Source organism: Clostridium sp. HBUAS56017, assembly GCF_007115085.1.
Lineage (GTDB): Bacteria > Bacillota > Clostridia > Clostridiales > Clostridiaceae > Clostridium > Clostridium cibarium.
Window position 1 is genome coordinate 21,923 of the sequence record NZ_SULK01000008.1, and the last position, 26,678, is coordinate 48,600.

Below are 26,678 nucleotides of genomic sequence, written 5' to 3' on the forward strand. Positions count from 1 at the left end.
CGGTAGGATGAAAATAATAAGTCTTATTCAAATAAGTAAATAGTCCAGTCTGGGCTGTACCATCAGAAGTAAAGTAATAAAGGTTGTTATTAATATTTTGCCATCCAGTAAGCATAATACCATCTTTATTAAAACCATAAGTTTTATTGTTAATAGTAACTAAACTAGTACACATAGTACCATTAGAATTAAAGAAATAGGTATTACCGTCAATAGTTTGCAAGCCAGTGACTCTAATACCTGATTCGTTAAGGTAGTAACGATAAGATCCTAGATTTATCCAACCAGTTTGCATTTCTCCATTGTTATTAAAGTAATAATATTGATAGTTATCATATACAAATCCAGTTAACATAACTGCATTAGAAGGATTAAAATAGTAGGTTTTTCCTAGGTGATTAATAAATCTGGTTTGAGCAATACCATTATCGTTAAAATAGTAAGTGTTATTATTAATAACTTGCCATCCAGTAAGCATAATTCCGTTGTCATCAAATCCGTAATATTTCCCATTTATCGATATACAGCCAGTTTGCATACTATTAATTACATAGTAATAATATTTATTATCTTTAGTAATCCAATACCTAGTCATCAAACCATTACTCTCGAAGTAATAGTCTTTACCATCAATAGTAATCCAGCCAGTTTGTCTAACTCCATTACTATCAAAAAGATATGTATTTCCATTAATGGTTTGCAATCCGGTTTGCATAACACCGTTAGAATCAAAATAATAGTATTTGCCATTTATGTATATAAAGCCAGTTTGCATAACACTATTTATATAGTAATAGTATTTATTATCATTAATCACCCAATTTTGAGTAGCAACGCCATTATTATCGAAGAAGTAATCTTTTCCATTAATATTAATCCAACCGTTTTGTCTAATACCAGAAGTATTAAAGAAATAAGTTTTACCATTAATAGTTTGAAGACCAGTTAATAATTTTCCATCAGAATTAAATCCGTAGTAGTAACTACCAATAATAACTAATCCGTTTTGAATATTATAATTAGAATCAAAGTAATATTTGTCGTTATTATAGGTGATCCACCCATTTTGTCTAATTCCATTATCATTGAAGTAATAAGTTTTACCGTTAACATTTTGAATACCAGTTTGCATAATACCATTGGTATCAAAATAATAATACTTATTATTAATAGATAAAAGCCCAGTTTGCATAACACCATCTATATAGAAAGAACACTTATTATCATTGATAACCCAATTCTCAGTCATTATTCCAGAAGTATTAAAGAAATAATCTTTTCCATTAATAGTTATCCATCCAGTTTGCCTAATGCCAGAAGTATTAAAGAAATAAGTATTACCATTGATGTTTTGAAGACCAGTTAATAACTTACCATCGGCACCGAACCCATAAAAAGTATTATTAATATTAACTAATCCAGTTTGCATAACACCATTAGAATTAAAATAGTATTTGTCATTATTGTATGTAACAAAGCCAACTTGCCTAATACCAGAAGCATTAAAAAAATATGTGTTGCCATTAATGTTTTGAAGGCCAGTTAGCAATTTACCATTAGCACCGAACCCATAAAAAGTATTATTAATATTAACTAATCCGGTTTGCATAATACCATTAGAATTAAAATAATATTTGTCATTATTGTATGTAACAAAACCGACTTGTCTAATACCAGAAGTATTAAAGAAATATGTGCTTCCATCAATAGTTTGAAGTCCAGTTAATAATTTACCATCATCACTAAATCCATAAAAAGTATTATTGATGTTAACTAATCCGGTTTGCATAACACCATTGGAATTGAAATAATATTTATTATTTTCAAAATCAATAAATCCCGTTTGCATAACGCCATCAGCGTTAAAATAATAGGTGCTTTTATTTATTGATTTAAATCCCGTTTGCATAACACCATTAACATAGTAATAGTGTTTACCATTAACAATATCCCAACCTGTTTTTTTTGTAGTATCATCATTAGTATTTATGTTACTTGACATGGAATTACTTATATTTCCTGAAATGGCATTAGTTCTAGTAGAAGTTTCTGAATAATTATTTTGTGACTTGCTGCTTTTTTGAATTTCTTGAGTATTAGTTCCAGAAGACGAACTAATTAATTCTTTAGAATCCTCATTATTTGGGGCATTAACTAGGTTAGATTTAGCATCAGAAGTAGATTTGGAATCAATTTTTTCTGAAACGTTTTCATTACTAGCTGGACTAAATTGATTAGATGAGGAATTAGAAGCAGAGCTTGAGGCAACTTTAGTAGAGACATCTTCTTTATTTGAAGAATTATCTAAGCTAGGAGAGTTATTTTCTACAGAATTCAGATTAGGCTCTTCAGAAAAATCTGTATTATTAGATTTCATAACATTACTTGGTTGCAAAGTTGAATTTCCATTATTAACATCTTTTGAAGCTATAGTATTCGTGGCTGTGTTATCGTCTGCATTTGAACTCTTTGTAAGTTCATTAAATAAGTTATGATTATTTAATGACAAAAAATCGCTATATGACGAATTATTTTTTTCTACATTTGAAAGAGATTTTACTAATTTTCCATATTCAAAATTAGGCGTAGAGATAGATCCAGCTATATATATGCTTGACATTATCAATGTGAATTTATTTTTTAACATTTATGCCAACTCCTTTCAATTTCTATTTTATTACATAATGAGCTAAAATATCAATATAATAATTAAAATACTATTTTATGACAAAAAGAGACCTGCAAATTAATTGCAGGTCTTTCTTTTAGTTTAGGAATGTTTAAGAAAAAAGTTAATTGTTAAATTTAAATATTTTTAGTTTTATTAACAATACCATTTTCATCTATTACATAGCTAACATTATCTATAGTTATATTAGTATTTTTCGCAACATATCCATTATCAGGATGGAAGTAATAAAGATATCCATTAATTGATTGAAGTCCCTTAGGAGCAGAGCCATCAGGATTAAAATAATAAGTATTAGAATTAATAGTTTGCCATCCTGTTAGTAAGAAACCTAGAGAATTAAATCCATAAAAAGTTCCATTAATAGATATAACACCAGTTTGCATAATACCATTTTCATTGAAGTAATATGTTTTGCCAGTAATAGTTTTAAATCCAGTTATCATATAAGAATATTGTGGATCGAAATAATATGTTTTACCACGATAGTTAAGCCAGCCGTTTTTAGCAATACCAGTAGAGTTAAAGTAGTAAGTTTTAGAGTCTATAGTCTGCCATCCAGTAAGCATAACGCCGCTTAAATCAAATCCATAAACTGAATCATTTATAGTAGTAATCCCAGTTTGCATAGTGCCATTTTCATTAAAGAAGTATTTATGACCATTTAAGATTTGCCATCCAGTAGCCATAATACCATATTCGTTAAAATAGTATTTACTATTATTATAAGTGACAAAGCCAGTTTGCATAACACCTTTAGAATCAAAGTAATATATATTACCATTTATATTTTGTAAGCCAATAAGCATTATGCCATTATTGTCAAAATAGTGTTCATAAGAATTATCATCTTTAAGCCATCCAGTAAACATAACGCCATCAGAATTAAAATAATATGTTTGATTATTTATAATTTGCATTCCGGTAAGCATGACACCATCGGTATCAAAAGCATAGTTATTATCACCTATTGATACAATACCAGTTTGCATAGCACCATTAGAATTAAAGTAATATTTCTTATTATTTAGAGTTAGCCAACCAGTTTCTACTACGCCTTCTAAGTCAAGATAATATTTATTATAACCAAGGCTAATCCAACCACTTTGAAGAGCACCGTCATTATCCAAGTAATAAGTTTTGTCACTTATAGTTTGGAAACCAATTAATTTATATCCTAGGGAAGGGCTAAAATAATAAGTTTTATCAGAAAGTTTAATCCATCCAGTAATAGCAGTTCCGTCTGAATTAAAGTTATAAGTATATCCATTTATATTTTGTAATCCAGTAAGCATAACTCCATAACTATCGAATCCATATAACTTATTATTTATGGAAATAGTACCAGTAGCCATAATTCCATTAGTGTTAAGGTAGTATTTTTTACCACCAATTGTTTGGAAACCGCTAAGTCTAACTCCAGTAGAATCAAAATAGTATTTATTATAGTTAATATTAGCCCAACCAGTTTGCATAACACCATCATTATCGAAATAATAGGTATTGTTATTAATAGTTTGCCAACCAGTTTGCATAATACCGCTATCATCGAAGTAGTACTTTTTATTATCTAAAGTTAAGAAACCAGTTTGTCTTATACCACTTGAATTTAGATAGTATTTGTTTGAATTTACTGTAATCCATCCAGTTTGCAAAGCACCGTCAGCATCTAGATAGTAGTTCTTATTGTCAACGGTAATAAAACCAGTTAATTTATATCCTAAAGTAGGGCTGAAATAATAAGTTTTATTAGAAATTACGATCCATCCTGTGTTAGCATAACCGCTAGCATTAAAGTTATAAGTATGTCCATCTATAGTTTGTAAACCAGTAAGTAATATTCCCGCACTATTAAATCCATAAATATAACCACCAATATTTTGAACTCCAGTTTGCATAAAACCATCAGAGTTAAAATAATATCTGTTTGAATTAATTGTAATCCAACCAGTATTAGCACAACCATAATAATTAAAGTAATAAGTATGTCCACCTATAGTTTGTAAATCAGTAAGGGCGATACCATCACTACCAAGACCATAGACAGTATTACCTACTTTAACTATACCAGTTTGCATAATACCATTATCATTAAAGTAATAATAATGTCCATCTATAGATTGTGTACCTATAAGTGCATAACCATAATAATTAAAATAATACTTATCGGAGCCTATTATGTTCCAACCAATTTTAGCAGTACCAGTACTATTAAAGAAATAAATATTTCCGTCTAGTCTTTGTAAACCAGAAAGCATGACACCATTATCATCAAATCCATAGTAACTACCATTAATTGAAGTTGTACTAGTTTGCATAATACCATTACTATTAGGATTGAAGTAATAGGTTTTACCATTAATAGTCATAAATCCAGTTTGTCTAATTCCAGATGAATTCAAGTAATATTTGTAGGAATCAACAGTAATCCAACCAGTTTCCATAACCCCGTTATTATCGAAATAATAGGTATTATTATTGATAGTTGTAAAGCCAATACTCATATATCCATAGGAAGGATCTGAATAATACATCTTCCCTGAATAAGGTATCCATCCAGTTTTAGCAATACCATCAGAATTGAAATAGTAGTTTAATCCATTTATAGTATGCCAACCATATAGCATGCTTCCATCATTATCAAATCCATAATAAGTATTATTTATAGAAACAATGCCATTTGCCATAATGCCATTAGAATTAAAGTAATACTTCTTACCATTAATAGTTTGAAGACCAGTTTGTCTAATTCCATTTGAATCAAGATAGTATTGATATGAATTATATTTAATCCAACCAGTCTTTAGTGATCCGTCTTCGTCAAAGTAGTAAGTAGTGCCGTTAATGTTAATAAAACCGGTTTGCATATAAGCATAATAAGGATAGAAGTAATAAGTTTTTCCGAGGTAAGTATTCAAACCAGTTTTAGCAGTGCCATCAGAATTGAAATAATAAGTACTATCATTTATAATTTGCCATCCAGTAAGCATAACCCCGTCTTTACTAAATCCATAATAAGTTCCATTAATATTTTGTGCATCGGTTAGCATGACTCCATCAGAATTGAAATAGTATTTGTTTTTATCTATTACTTGGAAACCAGTTAACCTTATACCAGATTCATTAAGATAATAAGTTGAGTTACCTAGAGTAAGCCAGCCAGTTTTCATAGAATAATCATTACCAAAATAATAGACATTTTTGTCTATAGTAATAAATCCTCTTTCTAAATATCCATAATCTTTATTTAAGTAACAAAGCTTGCCTAAGTAGTTTATCCATCCTGTTTTTATAGTGCCATCTGTGTTGAAATAATAAGTATTACCATTAATTGTATGCCAACCGTATAACATTGAACCATCATTATCAAATCCATAATAAATATTATTTATAGACACAATACCAATTAGCATACGACCATAAGAATTAAAGTAGTATTTCTTTCCGTCAATAACTTGCAAACCAGTTAGACATATTCCAGAAGAGTTGGCATAGTACATAAAATTATCCCATTTAATCCATCCAGTTAGTGAAATACCATCATTACCAAATATATAATAATTATTATTAATATTTATGACTCCAGTTAGTTTATCATGAGAATAGTAATAAGTATTAAAGTAATATCTTTTACCTGATATTGTAACCAAACCACTTTGAGCGATACCACTAGAATTAAAATAATAGGTATATGATCCAATAGTTTGAAGGCCATAAAGCATAACACCATTATTATCAAATCCATAACAGTTACCATTAATATTTTGCATATCTTTTAGCATATTACAATTAGAATCAAAATAATATCTTTTACCATCTATTGTTTGAAATCCTGTTAACAATACACCATACGGATTTGAATAGTAAATATTAGAACCACAATTATTAGTAATCCATCCAGTTTGCATAACGCCTTTAATGTTAAAGTAATAATAATTATTAGTAATGTTTATTTGCCCAGTTTGCATTGTGGCATAATAAGGATCAAAGTAATATTTATTGTTTGATAGTGTAAGCCAGCCAGTTTGAGCAACTCCATTAGTGTTGAAGTAATAAGTACTTCCATTAATAGTTTGAAAACCATAAAGCATAATACCGTTAATATCAAAACCATAGCGATTACCATTAATAGTTTGCACACCGGTTAACATTATGCCATTAGTGTTGAAGTAATATCTTTTACCATCTATATTTTGTAATCCAGTTAATTTAGTGCCAGCTGAGTTTACGTAATAGTGGTAAGAACTATCTCTAATCCACCCAGTTGCTAATGTATTAGGACTATCACTAGCAGTTTTCATGATTCCATTAGTATAGAAATAGTAGTTAGTTCCGTTTATATTCAATGATCCTATTTGCATGCAACCATAAGTATCGAAGTAATATGTTTTTCCTAAATAAGTTATAAATCCAGTATTAGCAATACCATCAGAATTAAAATAATAAGTATTTCCATTAATACGTTGCCAACCTGTTAGCATTACACCAGAATTGTTAAATCCATAGTAATGTCCATTAATATTTTGTACACCAGTTTTTACACCATAATAATCAAAATAATATTTATTACCTTCAATTGTTTGCCATCCATTTAGTTTTATACCTGATTCATTAAAATAAGAACGGTAAGAACCATAATAATAGTAGCTAACCCAACCAGTTTGCATAGCACCATCATAGCCAAAATAATAAGAATTATTATTAATAGTTTGAAAACCACTATATGAATAAGGATTGAAGTAATAAGTTTTTCCTTGGTAAGTTACAAAATCTGTTTTTGCTGAACCATTAGAATTAAAATAATACATATGTCCATTAAAATATTGAAGACCAGTAACCATAATGCCCATGTTATTAAAGCCATAATAAGTATTATTAATAGAAAGCACACGGTTAGATTGCAGAGTACCGCTAGCATCAAAGTAATATCTATTGCCATTGATTGTTTGGAAACCAGTTACTGCTACACCATATACATCAAGGTAGTATTTTGTAGATCCATTAGTGACCCAGCCAGTTTGCATAGCACCATCGGTGCCGAAATAATAATATTTATTTCCAATATATTGATAACCATATAACATATTGCCATAGTTTTGATCAAAATAATAAGTCTTACCTAAATAAGTAAAAAATCCTTTTTGAGCTTTACCATCAGAATTAAAATAATAAGTATTACAGTATGAATATCCTGGGTCGTAAGCAATGGTTTGCCATCCAGTAAGCATAATACCATCTTTATTAAAACCATAGGTGTTTCCATTTACGGTAACTACAGTAGTACACATTTCACCATTAGAATTAAAGTAATACCTATTACCATCAATAGTTTGAAAACCAGTTAATCTAATACCAGTTGAATTAAGATAATAACGTGAGGAATTGACATTAATCCAACCAGTTTGCATAGAACCATCATTACCAAAATAATAATAATTATTGTCAACATATATAAACCCAGTTTGCATAATTCTATTAAAATAATAAGTATTGCCGAGATAAGTGACAAATCCTATTTGTGATTTACCAGTAGAATCAAAATAATATTTATAGCCGTTTATCATATGTAATCCAGTAAGGATATGACCGTTATTATCAAATCCGTAATAGTCATAATTTATATTAACTAGGCCAGTTTGCATAGTGCCAGAAGAATTAAAATAGTATTTTGTGCCATCAATAGTTTGCCATTCAGTAGCTGCAGCACCTGACTCTGTTAAATAGTAACGATAAGAACCGATATTAATCCATCCAGTTTGCATAACACCATTATTACTGAAATAATAATATTTGTTTCCAATATACTGATAGCCATATAACATATTTCCATAGTTTTGATCAAAATAGTATGTCTTCCCTAAATAAGTAAAGAACCCTTTTTGAGCTGTACCGTCAGGATTAAAATAATAAGTATTGCAGTATGAATATCCTGAGTCGTAAACAATGGCTTGCCATCCAGTTAACATAATACCATCTTTATTAAAACCATAGGTTTTACCACTGACTGTAACTGTATTGGTACACATTATACCATTGTAGTCAAAGTAATATTTATTACCATCAATAGTTTGGAAACCAGTTAATCTAATACCAGATTCATTAAGGTAATAACGTTGAGATCCAACATTAATCCAACCAGTAAGCATAATTCCATTATTATTAAAGTAATAATATTGGTCATTTATGTTTATAAATCCTCTTTCCATATATCCATAAGAAGGATTAAAGTAATAAGTCTTACCTCCATAGGTAATTAACCCAGTTTTAGCTAAACCATTATCATCAAAGTAATAGGTACGGTTATTAATGAATTGCCAACCAGTAAGCATAATTCCATTATCGTCAAATCCATAGTAATGGTTATTTATTGATATAGCACCAGTTTGCATACTGCCATTTACGTAATAGTAATATTTATTTTTGTTAAAAACCCAATAATAACACATGACACCATTGCCATCAAAGTAATAATCTTTACCATTAATAGTAACCCAACCAGTTTGGCGAACTCCGTTATTATCAAAGTAGTAAGTTTTTCCATCAATTGTTTGGAATCCAGTTTGCATAATGCCGTTATTGTCGAAGTAGTAGTATTTACCGTTTATGGATATAAGGCCAGTTTGTTTAATACCATTTATATTAAAGGAATATTTACCGTTATTAAGTATCCAGCTTTGAGTCATGATACCATTGAAATCAAAATAATAATCTCTTCCAGTAATAGTGATCCAGCCAGTTTGTCTAATACCTTCATTATCAAAATAATAAGTATTTACATTAATAGATTGAAGACCGGTTAGTAATTTACCATCAAGGCCAAATCCATAATAGGAGTTATACCAGTAACCATATCTATAGTATTGCATGGGAAGCAATCCTGTTTGCATGGTACCATCTGAATTAAAATAATATTTATCTCCATTAATAGTAACCCAACCAGTTTGGCGAATTCCATTAGAGTCAAAATAATATGTTTTGCCATTAATTGTTTGGAGGCCAGTTAGTAATTTACCATCAAGGTCAAAGTCGTAATAATAACCACTGATATTAACCAAACCAGTTTGCATAATGCCAGAAGCATCAAAATAATATTTATTGTTATTGTATGTAACAAATCCAGATTGACGAATCCCATTAGTATCAAAATAGTATGACTTTCCATCAACTGTCTGTAGTCCAGTCTGCATAACACCATTAATGTCAAAATAGTAGTATTTATTGTTAATTAGTAAAAGGCCAGTTTGTTTAACACCATTTATATAGAAGGAATATTTATTATCATTAACAGTCCAATTCTGAGTCATAACACCATTGCTATCAAAGAAGTAATCCTTGTCATTAATAGTAATCCAACCAGTTTGTCTAATACCATCACCATTAAAATAATAAGTAGTGTTATTAACAGATTGAAGTCCAGTTAATAATTTACCGTCAGTACCAAATCCATAGTAGTAACCACTAATAGAAACTAGTCCAGTTTGCATAACACCAGAAGCATTAAAATAATATTTACTGCTATTATAGGTAATCCAACCAGTTTGCATAATTCCATCAGAATTAAAATAATAATTATTACCATTAATAGAATTAAGTCCAGTTAGTAATTTACCATTAGTACCAAATCCATAGTAGTAACCACTAATAGAAACTAGCCCAGTTTGCATGATACCAGAAGTATTAAAATAATATTTATTGTTATTATAGGTAATAAAGCCAGTTTGCATAATTCCATCAGAATTAAAATAATAATTATTACCATCAATAGAATGGAGCCCAGTTAGTAATTTACCTTCAGTACTAAAACCATAATAATTACCGTTGATATTAGATAAGCCCATTTGCATAATACCAGAAGCATCGCAATAATATTTATCCTCATTATAAGTAATCCAACCAGTTTGCATAATTCCATCAGAATTAAAATAATATGTTTTTTTATTAATAGTTTGAAAACCAGTTTGCATAACATCATTAATGTAATAGTATTTTTTACCATCATTAGTAATCCATCCGTTTTTAATGTTGCTATTATCAGCAACAATATTATTAGAAGAATTCATTGATTTAGATGTATAGCTATTAGATTTTTCTATGTTTGATGAATTTAAGTTGTTGGAAACTGATTTGTTATCTACTGAATTTACTTCAGTTTTTGAAAAAGAATTAGTTGAATTGTAAGAACTTTTTTTTTCAATTGAGTTAGTTTGTTTTACATTTGATTCAACAGGTTTTGATAAATCTCCACTCTTTGAAGAGGTAAGTTGGTTAGCTGAATTGGTTTCAGTAGAATTAGATTCAGCTGATTTAATTATAGTATCATTAATAGGATTAGTACTTGATGAGTTAGGATAATTACTTATAGATGAGGTGTTTGGTGACGATTGAATATTAGTATTTGGTAGTGAACTAGTATTGCTATTTGCAGAGCAATTCACAGAATCTTTTGTTTTTGCAGTATTTTGTATGTCGTTAATAGGTATATTTGAGTTTTTGAATGAATAAGGTGACTGATTTAGATCATTTTTAAACATAAGTCCATTATAAACAGAGTCTTTTTTTTGTAAGTTTGTAAAGTTTTCTTCCAATTTGCTATACGCAAAAGTAGGAGTAGAAATAGAACCTGCTATATATATACCTGATAACAGTAATGTAATTTTATTTTTTACCATTTGCATCAACCCCTTTCGAGTTCTATTTTATTACATAATATACTAAAATATCAACAAGGCGTTAAAATTATTACATTTTACACAATTTTACTTAAGTAAATATTTTTTTTATATAACCATGAAATAAATGATTTTATAAATAGGTTAAAGTTAATGAAAAAGAAGATGCATATTTTGGAATGATATTACAAACGATTTAATTAATATGTAATTTTATGGGGATTTAGTGACATAAAAATAGAATTAAATCATTTAATTTACTATTATAGAATATTAATGAAATTAATGTTATAATTAATGTAGGAGGTGGGAATATGAGGAAGATTCAGAAGATATTGCTACTAGCGTCTATATCAGCAGCTACTAGTACATTTTTATTGGATAAGCCTACGTTAAAAGCATATGCAGTTGATGAATCTGCGTATAAAAATCAAATTACAAGTAATAATAAAATCAACATTTCTAAGGAAGAGACAACAAATGATAAAAAAATGGAGGGGGTGAATTTAAAAAAAGAGGAAGAGTTAGAATCTAAAAAAACTTCGTCTAATTCAAATGTAGGTGTTAATAAAGATAGTAAATCTTTAGCTATACAAAATAACTTGGCAGTTTCGAAAGCTATTAGTGTATCAGATGCAGTTAATAAAATAAATGCTGGCAATGGTGATATAGCAGAATATAGAGCATTGAGACTTACAAGGGTTAATAGGGATAACCTAAAGATCATAAATAAGGCTGTAATGGCTGAAAAAAGTGCACAAGGCAGAGACTTAACACTACCAGAAATTATGGATATAACATTACAAACTGGAGAAGGAATTCAAGAGGCATTTGAAAATATAAATAATGGAACTGGAACAGTTGATGATTATAAATTACTTGGAGCAGATTTTGTTAATGAAACAAATATAGATTCCGTAAATAAATATTTTAATGGAAAAGGGTATACTAACGTACTTAAGTTCCAAGATGTATCAAATAAGGCAGCAAGTGCTCTTAGACATATTAATGATGGAGAGGGTACGGAATCTGATTATAGCACGTTAGAGATAGGTAGTTATAATTCAATTTATAGCGATATTGTGAAAAAGTACATAAGTAAGGAAAAGGAAAGTAAAGGTAGAGATTTAACAATAGCAGAAATAGCAAGTGTAGTTAATACCACCATAGATAGAACTAAACAAGCTTTATATAATATGGATCAAGGAGTAGGTACTCTAGATGACTATAAATTTATTGGAGCTGATAATGTAGACGAACTGCATAGAGAAGATGTAAACAGTTTAGCAATGAATCAGAGATGGGGAGATGTAACTACAGCTCTTCAAGAAATAAATAATATATTAGGTTGGTTAAGTAATATTAACAATGGAGTAGGTGATGAACCTGACTATGGAAATACACATATTATAGATACGAATAAAGAATTTTTTGATTACGGTGTTGTTAATGCTGCAGTTCTCAAGAGAAAAGAAGCTAACAGTGGACAAGATTTAACAATAAATCAAATAAAAGAAGTTGTAGATAGTGTTAGAAAACTAACAAAATTTTATGAACGTGTAATAGCTGGACAAGCAACTGCAGAAGATTTTAAAGATGCAGGTTTTCCGGAAGTTGCTCAAGATGATGTTGCTACATTAAATGATATGCTTAAAGATGAGAGTTTAACATCATTGCAAGACAAGCTAAGGTCTATATTAGATTCGGTAAAAAACATTAATGCTGGAACAGGTAGTATTGATGATTACAACAATTTAAAAACAGATGCTGTTGATTTGTCAAAACTACAAGCTGTAAATGATGATATTTTAAAATTAAAAGCTGAAAAAGGTAGAGATTTGACTATAGCAGAAATAAGAGAATCAGTTAAGAAAACCATTGCAGCTTCTAAGGTTGTAAAAGGTGATGGTGAAGTCAAAGATTTCATTATAATAGGTATTAATGGTGTTACAGAAATAAATATACAGTTTATCAACGAAAAAATTAAAGAAAATGGTTCGATAACAATAATAAATATTAATATTGTAATTAAGCCAATAGTAGAATTATCTCAAGTATATGTAAGGATAGTATCTGGAGAAGGAACTCCAGAAGACTATAAAAAGTTAGGGATAAATAACGTTGATGAAAAGAACGTAATATATATAAATGCAGATTTAAAGAATAAAAAATATGCTAAAGTTCAAGACATACAAGTAAGAGTAGATAGTACTATAAGCAACATAGAGATAATAAATAAGATAAGTTCAGGTAATGCAATTATTGATGATTATATTAATATAGGTATTACAGATATTTATGAGGATATTTTGGTATATGTAAATGCAGATTTGAAAATCCAAAATTATAAATCTGTTGATGAAATAATTAGCAGAATACAAGCTAGAATAAGTAGCTATGAAGCATTGATGAGAATAAATTTAGGAGAGGCTATAACTGATGATTTTACTGCTTTAGGATTGACAGATATAACTGATGGTCTGCTTATATATGTAAGTACAGATTTGCAAAAGCAAAACTATAAAACTATTGATGAAGTAGTGAATAGAGTACAAGCTAAAATAAGTATTTATAAAGCATTGATGCAAATAAATTTAGGAAAAGCAACTGTTGCTGATTATAATGCTTTAGGTCTCTCACAAATAAATATTAATATACTTATATATGTAAATGCTGATTTACAAGGTAAGAAATTTGTAACGGTTGATGAAGTAAAAGCTCAAATTGAAAAAAATATTCAAATATACAAAGTATTATTAAAAATTAGTTCTGGAGAAGCTACTATAGAAGATTATAGGGCAATTGGAGTTAATGAGATAATTGATTACAATATTTCATACGTGAATATCAGAATAAAAAATGCAAATATATCCCAAGTTTCAGATGCTAAAATGGTTATTAACATAATAATTAATAATATGATATTTTCAAATGTAGGTGGTGTAATTACTGATTCAACAACAGGAAAACCACTACAAGGTGTTGAGATTAGATTTAGGATTGGAGCTAACAACACTACAGGGGACTATTTCACTAAAAATGGAGTTCCAGTTGTAGCAACAATAGATGCACAAGGAAAATATAGTATTCAATTGCCAGAAGGATGTTACACAGTAGAAATTAAGAAAGACGGATATGTTACTCAAAACTTTGTAATTACTTCAGATGGTAAAGCTAAGAATGTATTACAAAATATTCAACTAATAATGATTCAATATACTGTTAGTGGTGTAGTAAGGGATGCGGAAACAGGCAATCCTTTAGAAGGTGTAGCAATTAGATTTAGAGTTGGAGAAAATAATAAATCAGGAGATTACTATTTAGTTAATGGTACTGAAGTTGTAGTATACACAGATGCACAAGGGAAATATTCTGTTAGTTTAGCTGGTGGAACATATACAGCGGAAGCAAAAAAGGATGGAAATATTACTATATATAGTGTAATTATTTCAAGTGAGTCTGCTGAAAAGATGTTACAAGATATGGTATTATCTAAAACATTACCTGAAAACCAATATCGTGTAGTTCTATCTTGGGGAAGTAATCCTCATGATTTAGATTCATATTTTACTGGTAAAACAGGAGATGGGCAATCAATAAATGTATATTATCAGAATAAGACTGTTAAAGTAGGGGATACAGTTGTAACACTAGATAGAGATGATACTGATGGTAATGGTCCAGAAACAGTAACTTTTGTTGTTGATCAAAAAGGGAATTATACATATTCAGTATATGACTTAAGTGATAGTTCTACACCATCGTCAAATTTACTATCTTTATCAGGAGCTACAGTAAAAGTCTATAAAGGCAATCAAGAATTAAAAACATATGTAATTCCTACTAATGCCAGTGGAATTACATGGAATGTATTTAAAGTTGAAAATGGACAAATAGTTGATGTAAACACTATAACAAGTGATAAAAAGTAAGAAAAAAGATAATTAAATTATATACTTAAAATGATTAATAGATATAGGTGTAAACACACCTATATCTGTATTTATACTAAATTAATTAGGGGGGAAACATATGAATAATATTAAGAAAACTTTGCTGCTAGCATCAGTCTTAGCATTAAGTACAAAGATGTCTATAGATTTAGATATGATAAAAGCGCATGCAGCAGAAAATATTTCGGAAAGCAAAATTGAGGCTAAAGAAGAAAAACTACAAATAGAAAATAATGCAAGAGATAATGAAGTTCAGAAGGAAAAAAATATAAAAATAGACGATAATAAACTAGTAAAGAGTGGTACAGAGAGTGTTTTAGCCGTTGCAGCAGCAATTGATGAAGGAAAGTTAATCAATAGTATTAATGAAGGATCTGAAACTTTATCAGATTATAATTCATTGAAATTATATAAAGTAAGACCAGATAATATTAAGGTAATAGCACAAGCTATAAAAAATGCTAAGACAAATAAAGGGGCAAATTTAACAAAAGATGAAATTTCTAATACCATAACAAATGCTGTGCAAGATATTAGTGCTTCTCTTGATAGAATGGATAAAGGTAAAGCGACAGTTAACGACTATCAGCTATTGCTAATAACACAAGTAAACGATAGTAATTTAGAGGATGTTAATTATTGGTTGAAAGGGAAAAGATATCAATTGATAAGCAGAGTATCTGATATGGTAACAAAAATAGTTACTTCTGTTGCTAATATTAATAATGGAACTGAAAGTGGAAATGATTTTAATCAATTACAAATTTATAAAGCTAAAGATGAGTTAGTTCCATTTTTAAATAGAAATATACAAAGTGCAAAGGTAAATAAGGGAAGTGATCTAACTTCAAGAGAAATTGCTAAGGTAGTAGGAGATGCTTTAGATAAATTAAATCTAGCTTTCCAAAGAATTAATTTAGGACAAGCTACATTAGATGATTATCAATTTATTGGAGCTACAAATGTTAATGATGCCAACATATCAGATGTTAATGAATGGCTGAATGGTAAAGGCTGGAGTGAAATTGGTAATGTAGTTAATGAAATAAATTCAATTATAGAACCATTGAAAAAAATAAATAGTGGTAATGGTACAGTACCAGATTATGAAGCACTAAAGATATATGATGTAAATGATGATAACTTAGAAAATGTTAAGCCAATTGTAGCAGAAAAAAGACAAATCAAAGGAAAAGATTTAAGTATAGCAGAAATAATGGATGCAGTAAAAGAATCTGAAACAGTATGTAGTTTTTCTGATTTAATAAAAGCTGGAACAGCAAAGGTAAGTGATTATAATGATGCTAATTTAACTGGAGCTACAGAAAGTAATTTAGCCGACCTTAATGAATTGTTGAAAAATAGAAATTGCAGAACATTGAAAGAATTTCAAGATAATATAAATTCTATAATAAAATCATTAAAAAATATTAATGAAGGTACAGATACTATAGAGGATTATAGTAACTTAAATATTAGTGGAGTAACAGCTGACAATATAGGATTTATAAGAAATGATATAAAAAATGCAAGGGGTACTAGTGGAGATAACTTAAATAAATCAAAAATAGAAGAATCAGTTAAATCATCATTAAAGTGCCTTGCAGCAATGGATAAAATAAATGCTGGTAATGGAGCAATAGAAGATTATACTTTACTTGGAATAACAGGAGTTACAAATGATAACTTAACATTTGTAAATAATCAAGTAAAAGGAAGTAATTGCAAAACTATAGAAGAGCTTAAAGCTAAAGTAGCTGAAGCATTAAAATTATATGAATCATATAATAGAGCCAATAAAGGTGAAGGAACATATGAGGATTATATAAAAATAGGTATCAAAATAAAAATTGAAGAAGTAACATACTATAATGAGATATTCAAAGGTAAAAATTACTTTACCTATGAAGAGATGCAAATTGAAATTAAAGTATCAATAAGGGTAAGAACTGCTTATGAGCATATAAAGGATGGAATAGGAACTTTAGAAGATTTTAGGATTGCAAGATATACAGACGTAACAGAATACAATATTGATTTTATCAACAGATTAATAATTGAAGGTGGGGATTCAACTCCTGAAACTATTAAACAAATAATAACTAAAGTTAGCATTGATATAGAAATATTAATGAGATGGAGTAAAGGAGAAGTTACTGCTCAAGATGTTAAAGATTTAGGATTAGATATAGTTACAGAAAAAAATATTTCTTACATTATGGAAAGAGTAACAAAGGAGAAATTTTATAGTAAAACTGAATTAATACTTTCAATAAAAGCTATAATAAAGGAAAAAGAAATATATGAAAGAATTAATTTAGGTAAGGCTACTATAGAAGACTATCAATATATTAGAGTAACAGGAGTTACTACAACTAATATAAGCTCAATAAATGATTATGTTAAAAATGGAAATTTGATTACTAAAGAAACACTACAAGCAAAGATCGACATAGTTGTAGAACAAATCCAATCTATAACTCATACAGAAGTTGTTATTAACAGAATTGGTTTGGGACAGGCTGATGTTAGCGATTTTGAATTTATAGGCATAAGTATAGTAAATTCATTTAATATAGAATATGTAAATGAACATTTAAGAGTTGGAAAATATACAACAATTGAAGAGATAAAAGCAGCTGTTACTATGTTTGTAAGTCAATACAATTCTTATGAAGTTGTAAATAAGGGAGAAGCAACCGTAGATATATATACTTCATTAGGAATTACAGGTGTAACAGAAGCTAATATCGCATATATTAATTTAAATATTAAAGAAAGTAGATACTTTACAGTTGCTGAGATACAGGCTAAGGTAAATGTATTAATAAGCATATACCAATACTATGAAATTATAAATAAAGGAGAAGCAACTGTAGATATATATACTTCATTAGGGATTACAGGAGTTACAAGAGAAAACATATCATTTATTAATATTAATATTAAAGAAGGTAAATATTTTGAATTATCATCATTACAAAGTAATATAAAAATAATTGAAGAAAAGTATGAAGCTTATGTAAAAATAAGCCTTGGACAAGCAACTGTAGAAAATTATAAAAAGATAGGAATAATTGGAGTAACTAGCGAGAATATATCTTATATTAACTTAAACATTAATTTGAATAGTTGTTTTGAAACAACCATAGTTCAGGAGAGAATAAATGTACTTGTTAAAGAATACAATTCTTATATTAGAATTAGTCAAGGTAGCGCTGTTGTTGAAGATTATGAAGTTATAAAAGTAAAAGGTGTTACTAATGAGAATATCAAATATATAAATTGTGTCTTGAAAGGCACTAGCTTTACTGAAATAATTAAAGTACAAGCTAGAATAGATGAAGTAATTAAGATTTATGAAGAATTAGTTAGAATAAATTCAGGTACAGCAACTGTTGTTGATTATACAACTATTGGAGTTAGTGGAGTTACTATAGATAATCTAATCTTGATAAATAAAGATATGAAGGAAAAAGGTTATTTAAGCGTAAGCGAAATTAAAGAAAGAATTGAAGCAATATTTAGTATTGAAACTGTTCTAGGAAGAATTAATTCAGGAAAAGGAACTATAAGTGATTATGGTGAAGCAGGTGTAATAGGGGTAACCTCTGCAAACTTAGCTTATATAAATGTAAATATAAAAGGTAAGTTATTTGAGTCATTTAATGAAGTTAAGGCATCTGTAAAGGCAATCATAGCACAATATGAAATGAATATTAAGATTGAACAAATAGTGGAGAGAATTAATTTAGGTACAGCTACAGTTGAAGATTATAGATATATTGAAATTACAAGCGTAACTGAAGTAAATATCGATGCGATAAATGAGGATCTTAAGGGGAAAGATTTTAGTGATATAGTTGCTATTAAAGAGAGAGTAAATGTAGTAATAAAGATACAAGCTTCATTGGAAAGAGTTAATTTAGGGAAAGCCACATTAGAGGATTTTAGTATTTTAGGCATAACAGGGGTATATAAAGATATTTTAATATATGTAAATAGTGACTTAAAGGGATTGAATTATAAAAATATAGAAGATATTCAAAAGACAATTGATGTAAATCTAAGTGTATATGTATTCTTAAATAAGGTGAATTTAGGACAAGCAACAATAGGTGATTATAATTCATTAAAAATAACAGGTGTAGACATAAATGTATTAGTTTATATAAATGAAGATTTAAAAGGTAAAAACTATACAACAATTGCAGAAATACAAGAAAGAATAAATAGTAGACTAAATATTTATTTAGCAATACAAAAAATAAATGCTGGAAATGCAGTACTTGCTAATTACTCAGTATTAGGAATAACAGATGTTGATGCTAATATATTGGTTTATGTTAATGAGGATTTAAAAGGTAGAAATTGCAAAACAGTAGAAGAAATTCAGACAAGAATAGCTGCTCAATTAAATATTTATAGAGCATTACAAAAAATAAATGCTGGAGAAGCAGTACTTAATGATTATTCAATATTAGGTATAACTGGTTTAGATTCTAGCTTAATAGTTTATGTTAATGCTGACTTAAAGGGCAAAAATTATACTAATGCTGATGAGGTTAAAGTCAGAATTGAGCAAAATCTTAATGTATATAAAATTTTAAAGAACATTAATGAAGGAAATGCGACTTTAGAGGATTATAGTGAAATTGGTATCACGGAAGTTATTGATTTTAACTTATATTATGTAAATATAAGAATAAAAGGATCATCTTTAGTGACTTTAGCAGAAGTTGAAGAAAGAGTAAGAAGTATAATAGATTCAATTCAAATATCAACAGCTAGTGGAGTTCTTAAAGATGCATCAACTGGTAATGTTGTGGCAGGAGTAGCAATTAGATTTAAAATAGGTGATGGAACTACTGGAGGATATCTTTCAAAAGATGGAGTGGAAATTGTAGTATATACAGACGCTCAGGGAAGATATAGTGTTGAATTACCAGAAGGAAGCTATACAGCAGTAGCTCAAAAAGATGGTTATATTATTGAGAATTTCTCAATTGTAGCTAATGCTGCTAATGAAAATGTGCAACAAAATGCAGCTTTAGTACCAGTGAGAACTGATGAAAAATATAGTATAGTATTAACTTGGAATGAAAACCCAAGTGATTTGGATTCTCACCTTTCAGGAACAACAGCTAATGGATCAACATTCCATGTAAATTATTCTAATACCTCAGTTAGTGAGAATGGGAAAGTGGTTGCAAGTTTAGATGTAGATGATAGAACTAGTTATGGACCAGAAACAATTACAGTTGCAGTAGATTCAAAGGGATCATATAAGTACTCAGTTTTTGATTATTCAGATAAATCAAATTCATCTTCAAGTATATTATCAAATTCAGGAGCTAAGGTAAGTGTTTATAAAGGTAACACACTAGTGAAAACTTATGTTATAGCTACAAATAAGGTTGGAGATATATGGAATGTATTTGAAATTAAAAATGGAGAAATTGTAGATGTTAATACTATAACTTATAGTACTGTAGCAGATTAATTTATAGTTTAATTTGTGATAATGAAAGAGGCCTGCATGGTTTTGCAGGTCTTTTTCAAATAAAAAAAGAATGACTTGATCAAAGGGAGATAAGTCATTCAAAATATATTTCATTATCTATTTTAGGGGATAAATAATGCTTTTGTTACTTTACATTATTTATTATAAAATTGTAGTGTGTCAATAGTATGACAAATTTAATAAAATATAAATTTTTTGCGAACATATTGTAACTAAATTCAATATATAAATTTATATTGGTGAAAAAACTTGGAATTAACCAGAACATATATAAAGATATATATTTATTAAATAATTTTAAAATTAACATATTATTAAAACTGTCCTCATACATATATATAAATAAATATTAAGTAAACTTATTGAAGTTTATGATAAGTAAAGTTTATGGATGTAAGGGTGGGGAGTATGGAAAAATTAATGACATTAGTTAATATGTTTAATAGTTTAAGCACAGATATGAAAATGTTTATTGCGGTAATAGTAGTTGCGGGAATATTATCAAAATTAAGTACTGAGCCAAATAGATAAAATAATTAATAAAAAAAGCTATTGTAAATATAGATATTCTATTTTAAGATAGCTTTTTTTATATTTAATTAGAGTTTATTTATTTTTGAGTTCTATTTTTGAGTTTTTTCTTAGTTGCAAAAACAATGCAGGTAGCTAAAGTTAATATGGATACTGAAGTAATAAAAATGATAGGAGTGCTATCACTAGTTTGTGAAATATTATTTTTTGTATTACTGTTTGTATTAGTAGTTGAAGTTTCGTTGTTATTGCTATTTGCATCTTCGTTTGTATATTGCTTTGTATCTGTATTTGACTGAGTTGCATTTTTGCTTGCTACTATGTTTATATTTTGTACAACTGTTTGATTTGTATCTTCAATAGTTCCATTTACAGTAGCTTGTCCTAATTTAGAGGTGTTTATAGTATCCCATATTACTGAAACAGGTTTCTTACTTCCATTATTAAAGGTTGCAAGTATATTTTGAGGTAATGTATAATTATCACCTTGAGTAATATCTATTGAATCAGCAAGAGTCAAGCTTGTTACTCTATTATTAGGAGTATAGATATTAGGTTTTGCAGGAGTTTTCATTCCTGTTCCCAAGAAATAACTTGTGTGTGGTGGTTGGTTATAACCAACATTTTGCCATGCAACATCTAATCTATAAATAGGATCGTGCATCAATGTGTCAAGACGATAATCAGTAACATCTGTCGTAGAATATATACGAAGCTCCTTGTTATCTGCAGTTCTCCAAACAACCTCTTCTCTCCAGTCACCTAGTATATCAGCTTGCAAAACAGGAGTAGCTTTTGTAGTGTTATTAGAAGCACAACCTGTAGCATCTACAATTGTATTCATTTTACTGTTTTCATAATCCCACTTATAAATTTTTGTATCATCTAAAAGTTCACGAGATAAGTCTCCATCCCACCATGTAGCAAAATTCATAGCACTAGGCTCATGTGCAGCATCAGCAATTTTTTCGCCTTTTATGGAATAGAGCCCAACTTGTTTAGCAGCCCATACTTCTTCTCCAGGGTAACGTGGATCTATATCAGCAGAAATACCACGTCCGCAATCTCCTTGTGCAACCTTAACTCCCCAAAGAATCTCACCAGTTTTTGCATCGCGGACATCGGCGTTGTATTTACATGTTTTTTCTTCATGAACTTGGAAAACTTCAAGCCCAGGTCTAGTAGGATCTAAATCGCCAACATGGAGAGCATCACCATGGGAAAGACCAGTTTGGTATAAGCCTTTACCATTATCATCTATTGTAGCTGAACCAAATATGATTTCATCTTTATTATCATTATCTACATCAGCAACAGCAAAATTGTGGTTACCTCTACCTTGGTAATCGCTATTTTGATTTTTATCAGCAACAAAATTCCAACGAGGAACTAATTTGTCATTTTTAAAGTCATAAGCAGAGATAGCAGTTTTTACGTAGTAACCTCTAGACATAATTATACTTGGGTGAACCCCATCTAAATAAGCAACACCAGCTAGAAATCTATCTACACGATTACCATAACTATCACCCCAGTCAGACACATTTCCACGTTCAGGGGCAAAAGGAATATTTGACATAATAGATCCTGTTTGTCCATTAAATATAGTTAAATATTCATTTCCGCTTAGAATATAACCTTTATCAGTTCTGTAGTCAGCATTTTTATCACCTATGACATTTCCAATCCCATCTACAGTTCCATCAGAAGTTCTAAATGCAACTTCTGCCTTTCCATCGCCATTAAAATCGTATGCCAAAAATTGAGTATAATGTGCACCAGCTCTAACGTTTTTACCTAAATCAATTCTCCAAAGACGAGTTCCGTCTTGCTTATATGCATCTATATACACATTGCCAGTATAGCCAGATTGAGAGTTATCCTTAGCATTTGTTGGATTCCATTTAACAATATATTCATATTGTCCATCTCCATCTAAATCAGCAACACTACCATCATTGGCATCATAGGTATAGTTAGCATCAGGACTTGTTCCAGCTTCTGGGATAGTTCCTCCTTCAGGAGCTTTAATTGAAATAGATATGTAAGGCGTGGTTGAAGGCTCTACATAATCAGTAGCAGCTAATTCAACACCATTGACAATAGGTCTAATAAAATATCTAGCGCTTCCATCAGCACCAGAATCTAGGTAGTTTGTGCTATTTGTAATAGGTTTAGAGTTGATTTTAATACCTTCTCTATAAATGTTAAATGAGATATTTGGATTATCTGTTCCTAGTTGACGCCATCCAATATATACACCGTCTTTAACTTTTGTGGCAATAAGTCCACGGTCTAAGTATTCCATTTGTCTTGCCCCAATAGGAATTGTAGATAAAACAGTTGCAGCATTTACTTTCTCTCCAATTGGTATAAAACCAGTTAGGGAAGATGAGATAACAAAAGCAGAGATAAAAAGAGAAATAATTTTTAATTTATGCATTTATAATACACACTCCTTAGAAAATATTATTTGGTAATCGTTCACTAAAAACGGCGATTATATATGTATTTATTTTGAAATCTTTTTGTTTTTATATGAAGTTAAATATAAAATTAAAGCCATTAATGAAGAAGTTACAAGAAAAGTTATTGGATTATTATCACTAGTTTTTGTAGTGGTGGAAGGTTCTTTATTGAGAATTTCAGAAGACTTGTTCATTTTGTTAGTGCTTTTTACTGCAATGCTATCAGCATTAATTTCTGCATTGGTCTTTTCAGATTTTAATAATATATTTACAGTTTCTGTAACGATTTGATTGGTTTCTTCTATAACTCCAGTAATTGAAGTAGTTCCAGGGTTTGAAGTATCTATGCTGTTCTAAGAAATGGTAACTTCATGATCAAAACCATTGTTAAATGTTCCAACAATTTTTTGTGGTAAATTAATTTTCTCGTTTTTATTTACATTTATTGAATCTGGTAAATTTAAGCGTGTAACTTTATTACCAATAGTATATATGTTTGATTTAGGTGGAGTTTTCATACCATTACCTAAAAAATAGCTAGTATGTGGAGGTTGGTTATAGCCAACATTCTGCCAAGCAACACCTAACCTATATACAGAGTCATGCATTAAGGTATCAAAACGATAGTTGGTGACATCTGTAGTTGAGTAAATTCGAAGTTCTTTGTTATCTTCAGTTCTCCAAATAATCTCTTCTCTCCAATCACCCAAAATATCAGCTTGAAGTACAGGATTAGCTTTAGTCGAGTTATTTGATGCACAGCCAGTAGCATCTAAAATTGTATTCATTTTTCCATTTTCATAATCCCATTTATAAATTTTAATTCCGTCTACAAGTTCACGAGATAAATCTCCGTCCCACCATCCGGCAAAATTCATAGAAGTAGGCGCATGTGTAGCATCAGCAATTTTTTCACCTTTTATGGAATAGAGTCCAACTTGTTTGGCAGCCCAAACTTCTTCACCTGGATAACGAGGATCAATATCTGCGGCAACTCCACGTCCACAGTCACCATTTGCAACTTTCACGCCCCAAAGAACTTTACCAGTTTTTGCATCACGAACATCGGCATTGTATTTACAGCTTTTTTCTTCATGAACTTGAAAAACTTCGTAACCATCTCTGTTAGGATCCAAATCGCCAGCATGAAGAGCATCACCATGTGAAAGACCTGTTTGATATAATCCTTTACCGCTGTCATCTATCGCACAGGAACTGTATACGATTTCATCTTTACTGTCATTATCTACATCAAGAATGCTTAAATTATGATTTCCTTTACCTCTATAATCACTGTTAAGATTTTCATCAGCTACAAAATTCCAACGTGGGACCAACTTGCCATCTTTAAAGTCATATGAACTAAGACAAGTTTTAACATAATATCCTCTTGACATAACTATGCTTGGATGAATTCCATCTAAATAAGCAACAGCAGCTAAAAATCTATCTGCACGATTACCGTAGTTATCTCCCCAGTCTGATATATTCCCACGTTCAGGTACAAAAGGAATAGTAGACATAGAAACTCCGTTTTCTCCATTAAATATAGTTAGGTATTCTGGGCCACTCAATATAGAACCTTTATCAGTTCTGTAATCAGCATTTTTATCGCCAATAACATTACCAGTTCCATCTATAGTACCATCAGCAGTTCTAAGAACAACTTCAGCCTTTCCATCCCCATCGAAATCATATACTAGAAATGGAGAGTAATGTGCACCAGATGCTATGTTTTTACCAAGGTGTATGCGCCATAATAAAGTTCCATCAAATTTATATGCATCTAGTATAGTTTCACCTGTAAATCCAGGTACATTATCTCTAGAATTTGAAGGCATCCATTTTACTATATACTCATATTTTCCATCACCATCCAGATCTCCAACACTACCATCATTTGCACTGTATGTATATTTGATTCCATCTGGAGTTGTTCCACCTTCAGGGACTTGAAGAGGTATAGATAAATATGAATTTGATGAAGGTGTTATTGATTCACTAGCATTAAGTTCTATACCATTAACAATAGGTTTAACATAGTAGCTTGAATTAAGAGTTCCATAATTATCTAAATAGTTTGTGCTATTTGTGATAGGTTCTGAATTGATTTTAGTGCCTTCTCTGTATATATTGAATGATATATTAGGAGCATCTGTCCCTAGAAGACGCCATCCAATATATACGCCATCATTAACTTTTGTAGCAATAAGACCACGATCTAAGTATTCCATTTGTCTTGCAGTTTTGGATACATTTGAAGAAATTGTAGTAGCGTTTGCTTTTGTTTCATTCGGAATGAATGAAGTAAGAGAAGCAGAGATAACAAAAGCAGAAATAAATAAAGAAGTAATTTTCAATTTTTTCATTGTAAAAACACACCCCTTAATAGTATTTTTTAGTAATGGTTTATCAAGAAAATATATACCCCAGTTTCTTGAATATTTTCTATATGCAAAATTTTGATTACAAAGACATTATAACACAAATAAAGATTAATGCTAGATATTATGGTAAAGCTTTATTTGTTTTCCACAAAAAAGTGAAAAAACAAAGAATTAATGTTGGTTGAAGTTGCTTTTTAATGTTTGTAAAATATACTAAAAAATATATATTTGTATTGACAGGATATATTTAATGGAATATACTAGAAAACGAATAATAAATAAAAATATAGATTATAGAAATTCGAAAGGAGGTAGGATTATGTTTTTAATGGACAAACAAATAATGAGATTTATGAATCAATTTACAGTTTCAAGATTAGTACAATTTTTCAATAGCCCTACCTCTATAGTGAAGTTAAGAGAAAAATAGCTTTGCTATAATTATGCTTTGTATTTA

Annotated in this window: 7 protein-coding genes and 1 pseudogene; 4 read left to right on the forward strand and 4 right to left on the reverse strand. The window is 29.5% G+C overall.

Annotated elements, in window-relative coordinates; genetic code table 11:
• Nucleotides 1-2,647, reverse strand: a pseudogene (locus FAY47_RS08640) (hypothetical protein); the annotation flags it as partial.
• 158 nt (nt 2,648-2,805) lie between these two features.
• Entirely contained in the window at nt 2,806-11,358 is an 8,553-nt protein-coding gene (locus tag FAY47_RS08645; protein ID WP_143316306.1) for a hypothetical protein, read from the reverse strand.
• A 314-nt stretch (nt 11,359-11,672) separates the two neighbouring features.
• Here FAY47_RS08645 and FAY47_RS08650 point away from each other — a divergent pair, with 314 nt between their 5' ends.
• From FAY47_RS08650 to FAY47_RS21185, 3 genes are all read left to right on the forward strand, one after another.
• Entirely contained in the window at nt 11,673-15,290 is a 3,618-nt protein-coding gene (locus FAY47_RS08650) for a carboxypeptidase regulatory-like domain-containing protein (protein ID WP_143316307.1), read from the forward strand.
• Nucleotides 15,291-15,390: 100 nt separating this feature from the next.
• Nucleotides 15,391-20,814 (forward strand): hypothetical protein, encoded by a 5,424-nt coding sequence (locus tag FAY47_RS08655; protein ID WP_143316308.1) that lies wholly within the window; start codon nt 15,391-15,393, stop codon nt 20,812-20,814.
• Between the two features lie 429 nt (nt 20,815-21,243).
• Nucleotides 21,244-21,366: a hypothetical protein gene (locus tag FAY47_RS21185; protein WP_279232052.1), complete on the forward strand. Its 123-nt coding sequence runs from the start codon at nt 21,244-21,246 to the stop codon at nt 21,364-21,366.
• Nucleotides 21,367-21,445: 79 nt separating this feature from the next.
• Here the strand turns inward: FAY47_RS21185 and FAY47_RS08660 are convergent, their stop codons facing one another.
• Complete coding sequence (locus tag FAY47_RS08660; protein WP_143316309.1) at nt 21,446-23,809, reverse strand: Ig-like domain-containing protein; 2,364 nt, start codon at nt 23,807-23,809, stop codon at nt 21,446-21,448.
• Between the two features lie 85 nt (nt 23,810-23,894).
• On the opposite strand from FAY47_RS08660, the gene FAY47_RS20625 reads away from it, so the two are divergent.
• Nucleotides 23,895-24,125 carry a hypothetical protein gene (locus tag FAY47_RS20625; protein WP_143316310.1) on the forward strand — a complete coding sequence of 77 codons (231 nt, stop codon included), beginning with the start codon at nt 23,895-23,897 and terminating at the stop codon, nt 24,123-24,125.
• Between the two features lie 62 nt (nt 24,126-24,187).
• On the opposite strand, the gene FAY47_RS08670 is transcribed toward FAY47_RS20625, so the two are convergent.
• The gene (locus FAY47_RS08670; protein ID WP_207706231.1) at nt 24,188-26,203 is read right to left on the reverse strand and encodes a rhamnogalacturonan lyase; all 2,016 of its coding nucleotides are present in this window, start codon (nt 26,201-26,203) and stop codon (nt 24,188-24,190) included.
• Nucleotides 26,204-26,678 lie beyond the last annotated feature (475 nt).